This is a genomic window from Marivirga tractuosa, assembly GCF_042140215.1.
Lineage (GTDB): Bacteria > Bacteroidota > Bacteroidia > Cytophagales > Cyclobacteriaceae > Marivirga > Marivirga tractuosa_A.
Genome location: NZ_CP159478.1, coordinates 1803225 through 1816925 on the forward strand (window position 1 = coordinate 1803225; position 13701 = coordinate 1816925).

17 protein-coding genes are annotated in these 13701 nt (G+C 33.7%); 8 read left to right on the forward strand and 9 right to left on the reverse strand.

Going from position 1 to position 13701, the window contains the following annotated elements; genetic code table 11:
* The first annotated feature begins 19 nt into the window (after positions 1–19).
* Both ABWH96_RS08250 and ABWH96_RS08255 read left to right on the forward strand, forming a co-directional pair.
* Positions 20–211, forward strand: coding sequence for a type II toxin-antitoxin system VapB family antitoxin (locus ABWH96_RS08250; protein ID WP_375580990.1), 192 nt, complete (start codon positions 20–22; stop codon positions 209–211).
* A gap of 52 nt (positions 212–263) precedes the next feature.
* Positions 264–602, forward strand: a complete 339-nt coding sequence (locus ABWH96_RS08255) for a PIN domain-containing protein (protein ID WP_375580991.1) — start codon at positions 264–266, stop codon at positions 600–602.
* 133 nt (positions 603–735) lie between these two features.
* On the opposite strand, the gene ABWH96_RS08260 is transcribed toward ABWH96_RS08255, so the two are convergent.
* Positions 736–1128 (reverse strand): Hsp20/alpha crystallin family protein, encoded by a 393-nt coding sequence (locus tag ABWH96_RS08260; protein ID WP_375580992.1) that lies wholly within the window; start codon positions 1126–1128, stop codon positions 736–738.
* Between the two features lie 592 nt (positions 1129–1720).
* Here ABWH96_RS08260 and ABWH96_RS08265 point away from each other — a divergent pair.
* From ABWH96_RS08265 to ABWH96_RS08285, 5 genes are read left to right on the forward strand one after another with little or no spacing between them, the layout of a single operon-like run.
* Positions 1721–2410, forward strand: coding sequence for a glycosyltransferase family 2 protein (locus ABWH96_RS08265; protein ID WP_375580993.1), 690 nt, complete (start codon positions 1721–1723; stop codon positions 2408–2410).
* Positions 2411–2412: 2 nt separating this feature from the next.
* Complete coding sequence (locus ABWH96_RS08270) at positions 2413–3888, forward strand: cellulose synthase family protein (RefSeq protein ID WP_375581473.1); 1476 nt, start codon at positions 2413–2415, stop codon at positions 3886–3888.
* Between the two features lies 1 nt (position 3889).
* Positions 3890–5188, forward strand: coding sequence for a hypothetical protein (locus tag ABWH96_RS08275; RefSeq protein ID WP_375580994.1), 1299 nt, complete (start codon positions 3890–3892; stop codon positions 5186–5188).
* A complete protein-coding gene (locus tag ABWH96_RS08280; RefSeq protein WP_375580995.1) occupies positions 5181–5690 on the forward strand; it encodes a rhodanese-like domain-containing protein in 510 nt (169 codons plus the stop codon). The genes ABWH96_RS08275 and ABWH96_RS08280 overlap by 8 nt, the downstream gene beginning before the upstream one ends.
* Positions 5683–6306, forward strand: a complete 624-nt coding sequence (locus ABWH96_RS08285; protein ID WP_375580996.1) for a TIGR04282 family arsenosugar biosynthesis glycosyltransferase — start codon at positions 5683–5685, stop codon at positions 6304–6306. Before ABWH96_RS08280 ends, ABWH96_RS08285 begins: the two co-directional genes overlap by 8 nt.
* Before the next feature lie 12 nt (positions 6307–6318).
* Here ABWH96_RS08285 and ABWH96_RS08290 read toward each other — a convergent pair whose 3' ends face one another.
* The 8 genes from ABWH96_RS08290 to rfaD form a co-directional block, all read right to left on the reverse strand.
* Positions 6319–7056 (reverse strand): tetratricopeptide repeat protein, encoded by a 738-nt coding sequence (locus ABWH96_RS08290; protein ID WP_375580997.1) that lies wholly within the window; start codon positions 7054–7056, stop codon positions 6319–6321.
* Between the two features lie 129 nt (positions 7057–7185).
* Positions 7186–8016 carry a translation elongation factor Ts gene (gene tsf, locus ABWH96_RS08295; RefSeq protein WP_375580998.1) on the reverse strand — a complete coding sequence of 277 codons (831 nt, stop codon included), beginning with the start codon at positions 8014–8016 and terminating at the stop codon, positions 7186–7188.
* 117 nt (positions 8017–8133) lie between these two features.
* Positions 8134–8928 (reverse strand): 30S ribosomal protein S2, encoded by a 795-nt coding sequence (rpsB, locus tag ABWH96_RS08300; protein ID WP_375580999.1) that lies wholly within the window; start codon positions 8926–8928, stop codon positions 8134–8136.
* Between the two features lie 30 nt (positions 8929–8958).
* Positions 8959–9345 carry a 30S ribosomal protein S9 gene (rpsI, locus tag ABWH96_RS08305; RefSeq protein ID WP_308351361.1) on the reverse strand — a complete coding sequence of 129 codons (387 nt, stop codon included), beginning with the start codon at positions 9343–9345 and terminating at the stop codon, positions 8959–8961.
* A gap of 11 nt (positions 9346–9356) precedes the next feature.
* The gene (gene rplM, locus ABWH96_RS08310) at positions 9357–9800 is read right to left on the reverse strand and encodes a 50S ribosomal protein L13 (protein ID WP_375581000.1); all 444 of its coding nucleotides are present in this window, start codon (positions 9798–9800) and stop codon (positions 9357–9359) included.
* Positions 9801–10004: 204 nt separating this feature from the next.
* Positions 10005–11108, reverse strand: coding sequence for a BamA/TamA family outer membrane protein (locus ABWH96_RS08315; RefSeq protein ID WP_375581474.1), 1104 nt, complete (start codon positions 11106–11108; stop codon positions 10005–10007).
* Between the two features lie 178 nt (positions 11109–11286).
* Positions 11287–12108: a mechanosensitive ion channel family protein gene (locus ABWH96_RS08320; protein ID WP_375581001.1), complete on the reverse strand. Its 822-nt coding sequence runs from the start codon at positions 12106–12108 to the stop codon at positions 11287–11289.
* 78 nt (positions 12109–12186) lie between these two features.
* Positions 12187–13140, reverse strand: coding sequence for an ADP-glyceromanno-heptose 6-epimerase (rfaD, locus tag ABWH96_RS08325; RefSeq protein ID WP_375581002.1), 954 nt, complete (start codon positions 13138–13140; stop codon positions 12187–12189).
* Positions 13141–13231: 91 nt separating this feature from the next.
* Here rfaD and ABWH96_RS08330 point away from each other — a divergent pair, with 91 nt between their 5' ends.
* The gene (locus tag ABWH96_RS08330; RefSeq protein ID WP_375581003.1) at positions 13232–13648 is read left to right on the forward strand and encodes a 6-pyruvoyl tetrahydropterin synthase family protein; all 417 of its coding nucleotides are present in this window, start codon (positions 13232–13234) and stop codon (positions 13646–13648) included.
* Positions 13649–13701: the final 53 nt, after the last annotated feature.

Consider the following 13701-nt stretch of genomic DNA (forward strand, 5'->3'; position numbering starts at 1 on the left):
GTAAAAAAAAGTCAAAAGGATGAGAACTAATATTGAAATTGAGACAGGTTTGATTGATGAGATTATGCAAAGGGGAAAAATCAGGACTAAAAAAGCTGCAGTTCAAAAGGCATTAGAAAATTATCTAAAAAAAATTAAGAGAGATGAATTAGCTGCTTTGGCAGGTAAAGTAACTTGGGAGGGTGATTTGGATGAAATGAGAGCGGATTGAAATGATACTAATTGACACTAGCATTTGGATTATTTTTCTTAGTGGTACTGATTTGGAAATCAAAAATAAGGTGCTTGAGTTACTCAAAGAAGATAAAGTATGTATTTGTCCTCCAGTTTATCAAGAAATTCTGCAGGGCGTAAAACACAAAAAGGATTTTAATAGATTAAAGGACTTATTAAATGGATTGGTCAAACTTGAAATTGATCCATTTTTAATTTCGCAAGAAGCTGCTGAGATATATTTTAATTTAAGAAAAGCAGGAATAACGGTAAGAAAAAGTTTTGATTGTTTAATTGCTGCCTATGCTATAAATGCTGATGTTTACCTTTATCACCATGATAAAGATTTTAAAGCTATTTCTTTAGGAACTCCCCTTCAACAATACTAATTGATTCTCTGGTTAATATTAGTATTGCTATCAATGTAAATACTTAAAATAAAAAATCCTCATCACATTATTTGTTAAGATGAGGATTTATGAAGTTGAAATTCAATGCAGATAAGCTTATCTACACGCAGGTTTATATTTGTTTGATATTAATTTCTTTTTTGCTGCTTGCGCTATTTTTTCCTATTGGAACAAATATCTCCAATCTATTATCATGATGAACAGCATCTACTTCATTTGTGTCTGCAAATACTGGTAATTTTACCTTTCTATAAAAAAGTGGAATCATTACACCTTGATTTTCAGCAGGATGATTTATGGTAGCAAATACCTGTAAAGAGTTTTGGTCTGAAATAACCTTAAGTTGTTCAGCCTCAATACCCGGAGCATTCACTACTATCAAAAAACCATCGTTTTGATTTTCAATCTTAAAATCAACTTGTGCAACGCCTCCAGCCAAAGTGTTCAATTGGTCACCTTGAAATAATAAGTTTCTTAATACGTCTTTATTTTTGAGTAAGTTCATACTTCCTTAATTTTAATAATCAATGTATTGACATCAAAACATGTTCCAATGGAAAATGTTTGCTCAATTAAGACATATTGACACTGTTCAAGAATCTAGTCTGACATATTTGCTGTTTTAATGAAATTAGTCATTCTTAGGTTTTGGTTAATTTTCATAGCTACTCAGCTATATATAATTTAATCCTTTACTAATTTCTTTAAATCCACTCCTCCTTGAAGGTGTTTTCACCTTCAAGCTTCTGTGAGACTTCTGGGAAGATTCAGTGTTAAAGTTTGGGTGAAAACACCCAAACAGGAGAGTAAGTGCTTGATAGTTTTAGGTTTAATGATTATATACTCTTGCTTAAGATACCAGTAGCCATCTCCATCAGACGCTAGCGATAGGGGAAATCCATTAAAATAACAATAGAAGCAGGATAATTATGAATTTTGTCTATACTAAGACATATTATCCTGAATCAAATAATTAATTTTACAAATGCCATTTATTTGGTACTGAATATCAGATAGCTACAAAATTTTCTCATGTAATTGCCTAATAGGCTCTATTTAAAATAGCGAATTCGTACTTTTGCAGTCTAATAAAACAAATGGATTCAAAAATAATTGTCATCATTCCTGCATTTAATGAGGAGAATGCCGTTGGTAAGGTAGTGAGTGCTATTCCCAAAGATTGGGTGAAGGAAATTGTGGTGGTTAATAATAATTCCACCGACAAAACCAGAGAAGCTGCTGAGCAGGAAGGGGCATTGGTTTTGGATCAACCCATAAAAGGGTATGGAAATGCTTGTTTGAAGGGAATTGAATATGTAAAATCAAAAGATGAAAACCCTGATGTTATTGTCTTTTTGGATGCTGATTATTCCGATTATCCTGAACAATTGCCCGAGTTGGTAAAGCCAATTCTGGAAGAAAAAATGGATATGGTAATTGGCTCAAGGGCTTTAGGAGAAAGAGAAGGAGGGAGCATGACTTTCCCTCAGGTTTTCGGGAATTGGTTAGCTACAAGGCTGATCAGACTTTTTTATGGTTATCAATTTACTGATTTAGGTCCTTTTAGGGCTATCCGTTGGGAAAAGCTGATGGAGATTAATATGCAGGATAAAACTTTTGGCTGGACTGTGGAGATGCAAGTGAAAGCAGCCAAAATGAAAATGAAATGCACGGAAGTACCTATGGCTTACAGGAACCGAATTGGAAAATCTAAGGTTTCAGGCACAGTGTACGGAACTGTGATGGCCGGATATAAAATTTTATATACGATTTTTAAATATTTATGAGCATGACTTGGGAGTGGTTTATTATTGTACTTTACGGACTCAGCTTATTGTTCATATTCTTTTTTAGCTTAGGACAGCTGCATCTTACTTTTCATTATTTGAAAGCTAAGAAAAAGCAGAAAAAGAATGCTGTGCAAACACCAGAAATGAAAGGTGATTACCCTAAGGTTTGTGTGCAATTGCCCATTTTTAATGAAAAATATGTGGTGAATAGATTAGTAGATGCAGTCTGTGAGTTGGATTATCCAAATGAGTTGCTTGAGATTCAATTATTGGATGATTCTACAGATGAAACTACTGAAATATTGGAAGCCAAAACACAGTATTGGCAATTAAAAGGTAAAAATATTCAGCTTATTAGAAGACCTGAAAGAGTCGATTTTAAAGCAGGAGCCTTGAAATATGGTATGGAATTAACGGATGCTGAATTCATCGCTATTTTTGATGCTGATTTTCTTCCCCAAGCGCACTTTTTGAAAGTTACTATTCCTCATTTCCAAAATGAAAAAGTAGGAGTAGTGCAAACCAGATGGGGTCATGTCAATAAGGATTACTCGCTCTTGACCCGATTGCAAGCTTTCGGTCTGGATGCGCATTTCACAGTAGAACAAGTCGGTAGAAATACGGCTGGTTCTTTTATTAATTTTAATGGAACTGGTGGTGTTTGGCGTAAGGAAACTATAATAGATGCAGGAGGGTGGTCAGCTGATACCTTAACAGAAGATTTGGACTTAAGCTATCGTTCACAGTTAAAGGGCTGGGAATTTTTGTATAAAGAAGATGTAGAATCTCCTGCTGAATTGCCGATTATCATGCCTGCTATAAAATCTCAACAATTCAGATGGAACAAAGGTGGAGCAGAAACGGCAAGAAAGAACTTTTTGAATGTGTTGAAATCACCCATTAAGTTTTCTAATAAGCTGCATGCATTTTTCCATTTATTCAATAGCTCAATCTTCATTGCTATTTTGATAACGGCTGTACTTAGCGTGCCTATGCTTTGGATTAAAAGTATTCATCCAGAGTTGGCGCTACTGTTCCAAGTTGGAAGTGTATTCCTTTTAGGCTTTTTCTCCATTGCTATTTTCTACTGGGTTGCTAATAAACATTTAATGAAGGGAATAAAGCATGGTAAATATTTCTTTAAAACCTTTCCACTATTTATTACGGTATCCATGGGATTGTCTTTGCATAATGCTTTAGCTGTGGCGGAAGGCTTGTTGGGATTTAAATCTGCGTTTATTAGAACACCAAAGTTCAATATTTCAGATAAAAACAAAAGCTGGAAGGATAATCAATACATCAAATTACAGTTTAGCTGGTTAAGTGTCTTAGAAATATTTTTAGCTTTATATTTTGCCTTTGCAATTTTTTTAGGAATTAGCTTGGGAGATTATGGTTTGATAATATTCCATTTGATGTTGATGCTGGGGTTTTTAATGGTTTTCTATCATTCGGTTAAACCACAACTCAAATAAATTGAAGTCTACAGGAAAGTATATGGCTTTGCTGCTGATGGGTATATTACTCATTAGTATCAGCTATTTTACTTTCCGGTTTGAAAGTATATTGCTCCTAGGGCAATTTGTAGCCCTTTTTGCGCTTTATTTGTTTTTGGGTTTTCAGAAAAAGGATTTTTCCCTTAAGGAAATAATCACTTTTGGAATACTTTTCAGATTGCTCTTACTGCTTTTAACTCCTAATTTATCTGAAGATGTTTACCGTTTTCTTTGGGATGGAAAATTATGGTGGGAAGGAATAGATGCCTATGCTTTTTTACCCTCTGAGGTTGCTAAAGAGAAATTTCTAAGTCCAGAGTTATTCTCTCAACTCAATTCACCAAATTACTACAGCATTTATCCACCACTTAACCAATTGATTTTTGCTATTGGAGCAGTTTTCGAAAATACGACTTTAGGCATTATTACAATTCGATTATTTATCATTTTGGCTGAAGTTGGGACATTATTTTTGCTCCCTGAAGTTTTGAGGCAATATGGGAAAAACCCAAAATCCTTGCTTTTCTATGCTTTCAATCCTTTAGTGATTTTAGAATTGAGTGGAAATCTTCATTTTGAAGCTTTTGTGATTTTCTTTCTGGTCTGGGGTGTTTATGAATTTGAAAAAAGGAGAACTAATAACAGTGCAATAGCGGTGGGCCTGGCTGTCAGTTTCAAACTTGTCCCACTTATATTATTAGCAAGCTATTTTAGAAAACTGAATTTGAAACAATACATAAAGTTTATTTTAATAGCTTATTTAGTGGCAGTCTTCAGTTTTCTACCTTTTTTATTTTCTGATGCGCTAAAAGGGATTGCTACAAGTACTTCTTTATATTTTCAGAGCTTTGAATTCAATGCAAGTCTGTATTATTTGATCAGAGAAATTGGTTTTGCAGTTAAGGGTTATAATATTATAGCAACAGCTGGCCCCCTGATGGGAATTCTAGCATTTTCTGGAATGGTGCTATTCAATATTCTGGCTTCCTCAAAGATGAAATTGCCTGAAAGAATGCTATGGACTTATATGATTTATTTCCTTTTTGCCACCACAGTTCATCCCTGGTATGTTTTACCAATTTTAGTATTGGGAATATTAAGTGATTACAAATTTCCTATTTTATGGAGTTTTATGATTTTCTTTACCTATTGGGGATATGCTCAAACTGGTTATCAAGAATATTTAGGTATAGTTGCAGTTGAATACATCTTATTGGTGGTTTTCATCGTATTTGAAGTAATGCAAAGAATAAAAAACAATATAAGACTTTATGCATAAAATCTGGCTCAATATCATGTTATTATCATTTCTACAATCTTTAGTGGCTTGTGGTCAGCAGACTTACGACCAAAAGCTTCAATCCCTTTATAAAAATACTGTTTCACTGATTCAGCCACAGGAAGTAAAAGAAAAGCTCAATAGAGAAGATGTTGTTATTTTAGATACACGTTCTGCAAAAGAATATAGTGTAAGTCATTTGCCAAATGCAAAATTTGTGGGCTATGATCATTTTGATGTCTCACAATTGGAAGTTATTCCAAAGGATAAAGAAATAATTGTTTATTGCTCTGTTGGGTATAGAAGTGAAAAAATAGGGGAGAAGCTACAGGAAGCAGGTTTTGAAAATGTAAGTAATATTTACGGAGGAATATTTCAATGGAAAAATGAAGATTTGGATGTGGTAAATCAGGAAGGAGAAGTTACGGATAGCGTGCATACTTACAATAAGCGTTGGAGTAAATGGTTGGAAGAAGGAAAAGGAATTAAGGTTTATGAATAAAAAGAGGTTGTTAATTATTTTCGTCAAAAATCCCGAACTGGGGAAATGTAAAACCCGGTTAGCAGCTACTATAGGAGATGAAAAAGCATTAAATTTCTATAGAAATATGCTGAAAAGGACTAAAGATGTGGCTGAGAAAGTAGATGCTGATAAAGCGATTTATTATTCTTCATTTATCGATGATAATGATTTTTGGTCAAGTGAATCATCTTTCTACAAACAGCTACAAAACCAAAACCCTGATTTAGGAATTAAAATGCAAAGTGCCTTTGAGGAAGCTATTGATAAAGGCTATGAGTCAGTATGCATTATTGGAAGCGATTGCTATGCTTTAGGCGAAAAAGTCATTGAGCAGGCTTTTAAATCATTGGAAAGTAAAGATGCTGTTTTAGGGCCGAGCAATGATGGAGGATACTATTTATTGGGCATGAATAAATTGCATCAGGAGCTTTTTAAAAATAAAGAATGGAGTACAGAAAGTGTGGCTCCCGATACCATTCAAGATTTCAATAAACTGAATCTTCAATATTTTTTATTGGAGGAGTTGACCGATATCGATAATGAGGAGGATTTGAGGACTATTCCGGAAGAGATTATAATTGATTTACTTGAATAGTTTCATTTATGTTTAGTTGTTACAATTCTCGTCAATTAGGAAATTTATATCTTCAGTCCCACCTAACTCAAATGAAATATTGAATTTTTCACACGCTTTTTCATTTTTCTTTTGAGCGAGTAGGATTAATCCTAAGTTTCGATACGCATATGCATTCTTATCAAGTAACTTTAAGGACTTTGTTGCTGATTTAAAGGCTTGTTTTAATAAACCTAAATTGTATTGAGCAAATGAAAGGTTGTTTAATAATAAAGCAGTTGTGATGGTATCTGTGTCTAATAAAAGTGCTTCATTTGCAATTTGTATTGCATCCTCATAATTACCCTCTAATCCTTTATAATAAACTATATTAGAATAGGGAACAATAAGATTTGAGTCAATTTCAATCAAGTTGTAAAAAATGCTATAAGCTTCATTATATAATTCAAAATCTCCGTAAAGCATACCTAATGAATTTAGGCTAGGTATATGCATAGAGTCACTTGCAATTACTTCTTCATAACACCATATAGCTGAATCTAATTTGTCTTGCATTTCAAAAATAAATCCTTTATTAAATAGAAGTGTATTTATATCATGTATTGAAATTTCATTACTATTATTTAGGTTGTAATTAATTTGAACTAGTGCTTCATCATATTCCTTGTTTTCCATATAATAATAAATGCTATCGAAACTACTTTCCTCTTGCGCATATGAAAATATTGATGTGCAGAAAAAAATGAATACTAAATAATTTATTTTCTTCATAAGTTGTAATATCAATGATTGGTATAGCGAAAATTATCTTTTTTATTTAAAACAAAAAAGCCTTTGGATTAAATATCCAAAGGCTTTCAATATTGATTTGATTCTTAAATCTAGATTCAAGAATTTATATTATCCAATCGCTACTCTCTTAAATTCAGTAACCGTCATTCCTTTGTTAACTGAATCTAAGTATTGAGAAATAGAAGTTTTGTTATCTTTTACGAAAGCTTGCGGTAATAAAGTGTGCTCTTTGAAGAACTTGTTTAATTTACCAGTAGCAATTTTTTCCAACATTTCTTCCGGCTTGCCTTCCTGACGAGCAGTTTCTTTTCCTATTTCGATTTCTTTTTCGATAACAGAAGCATCAACACCATCTTTATCAACAGCAACAGGGTTCATGGCAGCAATTTGCATGGCTACATCTCTACCTGCATCTTTCACATCAACACCACCAGTGTTTTTCAAGGCTACTAATACACCTAATTTAGCTCCAGCATGAACATAAGAAACTACTTTTTCGCCAGTTAAAGTTTCATAATGGCTGATTTCGATTTTTTCACCGATTTTCCCTACCATTTCGATCACTTTCTCGCCAATAGTAATGTCTTCGTAAGGGATGGCTTTTAAAGCATCCATATCAGCTGGTTTTTCAGCAGCAACTTTACCAATGATTTCTTCACCAAACTTCTGGAAGTCTTCATTTTTAGAAACGAAGTCAGTTTCACAAGTTAAAGAAATTAAGAAAGCTTGAGTTTCATCCTCATTTGTTTTGATGAATACATTACCCTCAGTAGTTTCTCTATCTGCTCTTTTTTCAGATAATTTCTGTCCTTTTTTTCTTAAGAATTCAATGGCTTTGTCGAAATCACCATCAGCTTCAGTTAATGCCTTTTTGCAATCCATCATGCCGGCACCTGTTATTTCTCTAAGCTTTTTTACTTCTTGTGCTGTAATAGCCATGCTTAATTGATTTTAGTTTTAATATTATATGTTAGAATGGGTTAGAATAAAAAATTGAACACCAAAACGAGTTCGATGTTCAATTGCATATTTATTCAATATTGTTCATTTGAAGTTTTATTCAGCAGATTTTTCTGAAGATTCAGCTTTTTTAGATTCTTCTTTTGTATCTACTGCTTTTTTCTCTTCTTCTGCTTGTTTCATTTTAGCATCATCTTTCTCAGCTTTTCTTTCCATTAAACCTTCTTCAATTGCTTTTCCGAATGATTTCAAGATTAAGCTGATTGATTTCCAAGCATCATCATTAGCTGGAATTGGATAATCAACCTGAGTTGGGTCAGAGTTAGTATCCACCATAGCAAAAACAGGGATATTTAATTTCTGAGCTTCTTTGATTGCGATGTGCTCTCTTTTAATATCGATAACAAAAAGTGCAGATGGAAGTCTGTTCAAGTCAGCAATACCGCCTAAAACTCTCTCCATTTTTTCTTTCTCTCTTTGAATCATCAATCTTTCTCTTTTTGCAAGATTAAGATATGATTCTTCTTTTTGCATCTTATCGATGTTAGCCAATTTTTTTAATGACTTTCTGATAGTTGCAAAGTTGGTCATCATTCCATCTTGCCATCTATCTACTACATAAGGCATATTTAATCTTTTTGCCTCTTCCATCACAATATCTTGTGCTTGTTTTTTTGTAGCAACAAATAAAACTTTTTTTCCAGAACGAACATGGTTCTTGATAGCTTGACATGCTTCATCTAAAGCAGCCAATGTTTTATTTAAGTCAATGATGTGGATGCCATTACGCTCCATGAAAATGTAAGGAGCCATTTTTGGATCCCACTTTCTTGTTAAGTGTCCGAAATGGACACCAGCTTCAAGTAAGTCGTTGTACTCAAGCTTAGCCATAAGTGTTTATATTTATATTGTTTGTAAAAATTAACGTTTCGAGAACTGGAATGCTCTTCTCGCCTTTCTTCTTCCGTATTTCTTACGTTCAACCATTCTAGGGTCTCTAGTAAGGAATCCTTCTGCTTTCAATGCTGGTCTGTGCTCAGGATCAAGTTCACAAAGTGCTCTAGCAATTGCTAAACGTACAGCTTCTGCTTGACCCGCAACGCCACCGCCATCAACATTTACTTTTAGGTCGAAAGAACCTTCAGTTTTTGTTGTTGCAAATGGTTGGTTAACGATTGCTTGAAGAATTTCTGTTGGGAAATAATCTTTTATATCCTTTGTGTTAACGGTAATTGCACCTTTGCCTGACTGCATATACAATCTAGCAACAGATGTTTTTCTTCTACCAATGGTGTTTATAATTTCCATCTATTGATTTTTTAGATTTCTTTAACTTTAGGTTTTTGTGCTTCATGACCGTGTTCTTCACCTTCATATACATAAAGGTTTCTGAATAGGTCTCTGCCCAATCTGTTTTTCGGCAACATGCCTCTTATAGCTCTTTCTACTAATAAAGTAGAAGATTTTGCTTTTAACTGACGAGGGGTGATTTCTCGCTGACCACCAGGATATCCTGTGTAAGTCTGGTACGTTCTATCATCCCATTTCTTTCCAGTCATAAGGATTTTGTCTGCATTGATAACGATAACGTTATCACCACAGTCCACATTAGGCGTAAAACTTGGTTTATTTTTACCACGAAGAATTTTGGCAACATCGCTGGCAAATCTACCTAATACTTTTCCTGCAGCATCTACTACAACCCAGTCTTTTTCAACTGTGGCTTTGTTTGCCGAGATGGTTTTGTAACTAAGCGTATCCACTATTTTTTTCTTTTTGTTAGTTCTTAACTCCTTATTAATTAGCTTTTTACAGATAGTGAACGTTTATGATCGGGCGAACTACCTGCTAAAAGGGACACAAAGATAGAAGCTTATTAATTGAAAAACAACACCCTACGGAAAAAATCCTATTGTTTTCGGGATTGTTTTAGCATTTTTTTCTACTTTATCTTTAGAGATGTAAAATCAAAAAGCTTCTCCAATAAATAGATAGAATCCTGGTCCTTCTTGTGTGAAAGCTACATCAAATCTGGTGTAAATGTCTTTTTTAGGGAAAAGCAGAAATCTTAAGCCTGCCCCTCCTGAAACAACTACATTGGATATATCAAAATTATTTAAATCAGGAAATACTTTACCCGCTCCAGCAAAAACTGCTGCTCCAATTCTGTCAGTAAAACCGAAAGGAATTGGGAGAAAGCGATATTCAAATTGAGCTGCCAATTGATTTCGATCTCTATATCTCCCATAATAGTAGCCTCTCATAATGCTTTCCCCACCCATAAGTGCCAATTGATTAAAAGGAACATCTCCCGAGTTGAATTGTCCTAATAGCTGTGCTGCGAATACATTGTTTTCTCCGACAGGTCTGTAAATTCTGGTATCTGACAAGACGGATGTAAAATCATATGAACTGCCCCAGCTTTGGTTATAGTGCAATAAAGCCAATTCTGAGAACAAGCCCTTTCGGACATTTAATACATTGTGTCTGTTATCATGCACTAAGCCTACTCCAAATCCTAAATTAGATGATCCTTGATTGCCTCTTGGCAATTCTTGTATAGTATGGCCTTCTGAAGGAACAAAATTTACAGAACTCAAACGCTGGTAATCCATTTCCAAACCCACAAATAGGTCTTTCTTAATTTTTCTTAAAATTCTCTCTTTTATAAATATTTGATTGGCATCTACTCTAGCTATGTAGTCTTCTGGGCTATTATTCCCAATACCATGGTAAAACAAAGGAAAACTTTGAAATCTTAATCTGCCTAGAAAAAACCACTTGTCTTCATCAGAGTAAATGGCATGATCAAACCATAGCCCATATTGATTCTCTAATGTGAAAAAGGTAAATCCATTTATTTCACTTAAGCGGTTTAAGGTGTCTTGTTTGGAGTAAAATACCAATAACGAGCTTAAACCAAATTCCCAGCTGGTTTCTGGCGCATAAGCTACAGTAGGATAAATCAAAAATTGAGGTTTGGATATATCGCTTGTATCGTTGATTAGATTATTGAAATACTTTTTCACAAAATTCTGAGAGTAGCCAGCATGACTACAAATAAGAAGCATGACCAAAATAGGTGCCTTCAATTTTACTAAGATAGTTTTCTTCACAAATATATTTTTATATAATCTCCATCAAGAACGGCATTTATCCTTTTTATGGTTAATTTTTTTTAATTTTTTTCAATAAAAAAGCCCTCGAGTAATTCGAAGGCTAAAAGTAGAATATTTATGAGCAAATTATTTATTTGGTTCTCATGTGAATATCTCTTTGTGGAAATGGAACTTCAATATTCTGCTTGACAAATTCATTATTGATTGCTTCCATATTATCCCAATATACAGGCCATAGATTATCAGTGTTTGTCCAAACTCTCACACTTAAATCTAGAGAGCTATCTCCAAAATTAGTGAATTTCACAACAGGAGCTGGGTCAGCATGAATTCTTTCATCTCTTGATAAAACATCTAATATGATTTCTCTAACCTTGCTAATATCCGAGCCATAGGCCACACCTACTTTTAATTCAGCTCTTCTTGTATCTTTTGCTGTAGTATTAGTAACACTTGAATTGGCTAATCCACCATTTGGCATCACAATCAGTTGATTGTCAAAGGTTCTGATATGAGTATGAAGAATATCAATTTTCTCTACTACTCCAAAATATCCTTGGGCTTCAATAATATCATCCACTTTAAAGGGTTTAGTCACTAATATCAAAATTCCTCCAGCAAAGTTGGATAGACTACCTTGAAGCGCAAGACCTATTGCCAAACCTGCAGCACCTAATACACCTAACAATGCAGCAATTTTAATGTTGATGCTTTGCGCAATCACTAATACTAAAGCGATGTAAAGGACAAAACGGAAAAAGGAACTTAAAAAGGCAACGAGTGAAACTTCTAAATTTGATTTTTTAAAGGCTTTACTCAAACCTTTCATGATATAACTGATAATAATTCTCCCTACTATAAATATCAGAATCACTTTAATTAAACTGATTCCAATTTCTAACCCGTAGGTTTGTATTTTCTCTAATAATTCTGGGTCTAATTGTTCAAACATATTATTATGGTTTGGTAAGTTTAGTTTAATATAAAAAATAAATGTTATTACATAAGTTATTTTATCGTATTAAACTGTTTATAGTTTCATTTCTTTGATATAAGCATCTACACCACTTTCTAAATCAGTGAAATCATAAGGATAGCCTATTTTCTTTAATTTTTCCATTTCTGCTTCTGTGAAATATTGATATTTATCTCGGATATCTGCTGGTGTATCAATAAAACTGATGTCTTCTTTTTTTTCCATTGCCTTGAAAACGGCTTTCACTAAATCTAAGAAAGTACGAGCTTTTCCACTTCCGAGATTGTAGATACCTGAATTTTTTCGGTGATGCATCAACCAAATCATTACGTTCACCACATCATCTACAAAAACAAAATCTCTCATTTGCTCCCCATCTTTAAATTCAGGATTGTGAGAATGGAATAATTTCATTTTTCCAGTTTCGGAAATTTGCTTGTAAGCATGTAGAATCACACTGGCCATTCTGCCTTTATGATATTCTCTGGGACCATAAACATTGAAAAATTTTAATCCAGCCCAATAAAATGGCTTTTTTTCTTGTTGCAGAGCCCATTTATCAAATTCATTTTTAGAAATCCCATAAGGGTTAAGTGGTTTTAATTCAGGGATTTTGCTTTCATCATCATTATAACCTAATTCTCCAAGTCCGTAAGTGGCCGCAGAACTGGCATATACTAAAGGGATTTGCATTTCGATACATTTCTCCCATATTTTTTTGCTGTAATCAGTATTAAGTTCAGTTAAGAGTGCTATATCAAATTCAGTAGTGTCTGTTCTGGCTCCTAAGTGAAAGATAAACTCTACTTTCTTTGCATCCTGATTGTCAAGCCAATCAAAAAACACATCTCTTTCAACTTTTTCTTGAATTTTTAAGTCTTCCAGGTTTTTATTTTTTTCGGGATTATCAAATTTATCAACTGCAATAATGTGGTTAAAGCCTTCAGAATTGAGTTTTTTAATGAGGTTTGATGCAATAAATCCAGCGGCTCCAGTAACTATTATCATAAGATGTATGTTTTTATATTAAGCTCTTTAAGCAAAACTATTTATTATAAATGAATAAACGTATATTTGCAGCCTAAAAATTAAGATTGACATGGTTTACGTTAATCGTAAAGAACATTTTAACGCAGCACACAAGCTATTTAATCCTAACTGGAGCAGAGAGAAAAACGAAGAGGTTTTTGGTCCTTGCGCTAATGAAAATTGGCATGGCCATAATTTTGAGTTGATTGTGACAGTGAAAGGTGAACCTGATCCTGATACAGGATTTGTGGTAGATTTGAAGAAGTTAAGTAACTTAATCAGGTCAGAAGTAATTGATAAGGTGGATCATAAAAACCTTAACATGGATGTCCCTTTTCTGGAAGGAAAAATGGCAAGCTGTGAAATAATTATAGCTGAATTTTGGAAAATATTAGAACCAAAAGTAAAGCAACTGCAAGAAGGATCTAGCCTTCATAAATTAACACTTTATGAAACGCCTAGGAATTTTGTGGAATATTATGGCTGATATTCTTTAGAGGATACCATCTTTAAAAAATCTTGAAAAAAAATCATAATATT

Bases quoted from the DNA above. Each gene is read 5' to 3' on its own strand.
- ABWH96_RS08250 (WP_375580990.1), top strand. From the start codon at position 20: ATGAGAACTAATATTGAAATTGAGACAGGTTTGATTGATGAGATTATG.
- ABWH96_RS08260 (WP_375580992.1), bottom strand. From the start codon at position 1,128: ATGAACTTACTCAAAAATAAAGACGTATTAAGAAACTTATTATTTCAA.
- ABWH96_RS08265 (WP_375580993.1), top strand. From the start codon at position 1,721: ATGGATTCAAAAATAATTGTCATCATTCCTGCATTTAATGAGGAGAAT.
- ABWH96_RS08270 (WP_375581473.1), top strand. From the start codon at position 2,413: ATGACTTGGGAGTGGTTTATTATTGTACTTTACGGACTCAGCTTATTG.
- ABWH96_RS08280 (WP_375580995.1), top strand. From the start codon at position 5,181: ATGCATAAAATCTGGCTCAATATCATGTTATTATCATTTCTACAATCT.
- ABWH96_RS08285 (WP_375580996.1), top strand. From the start codon at position 5,683: ATGAATAAAAAGAGGTTGTTAATTATTTTCGTCAAAAATCCCGAACTG.
- ABWH96_RS08290 (WP_375580997.1), bottom strand. From the start codon at position 7,056: ATGAAGAAAATAAATTATTTAGTATTCATTTTTTTCTGCACATCAATA.
- tsf (WP_375580998.1), bottom strand. From the start codon at position 8,016: ATGGCTATTACAGCACAAGAAGTAAAAAAGCTTAGAGAAATAACAGGT.
- rpsB (WP_375580999.1), bottom strand. From the start codon at position 8,928: ATGGCTAAGCTTGAGTACAACGACTTACTTGAAGCTGGTGTCCATTTC.
- rpsI (WP_308351361.1), bottom strand. From the start codon at position 9,345: ATGGAAATTATAAACACCATTGGTAGAAGAAAAACATCTGTTGCTAGA.
- ABWH96_RS08315 (WP_375581474.1), bottom strand. From the start codon at position 11,108: ATGCTTCTTATTTGTAGTCATGCTGGCTACTCTCAGAATTTTGTGAAA.
- ABWH96_RS08320 (WP_375581001.1), bottom strand. From the start codon at position 12,108: ATGTTTGAACAATTAGACCCAGAATTATTAGAGAAAATACAAACCTAC.
- rfaD (WP_375581002.1), bottom strand. From the start codon at position 13,140: ATGATAATAGTTACTGGAGCCGCTGGATTTATTGCATCAAACCTCATT.
- ABWH96_RS08330 (WP_375581003.1), top strand. From the start codon at position 13,232: ATGGTTTACGTTAATCGTAAAGAACATTTTAACGCAGCACACAAGCTA.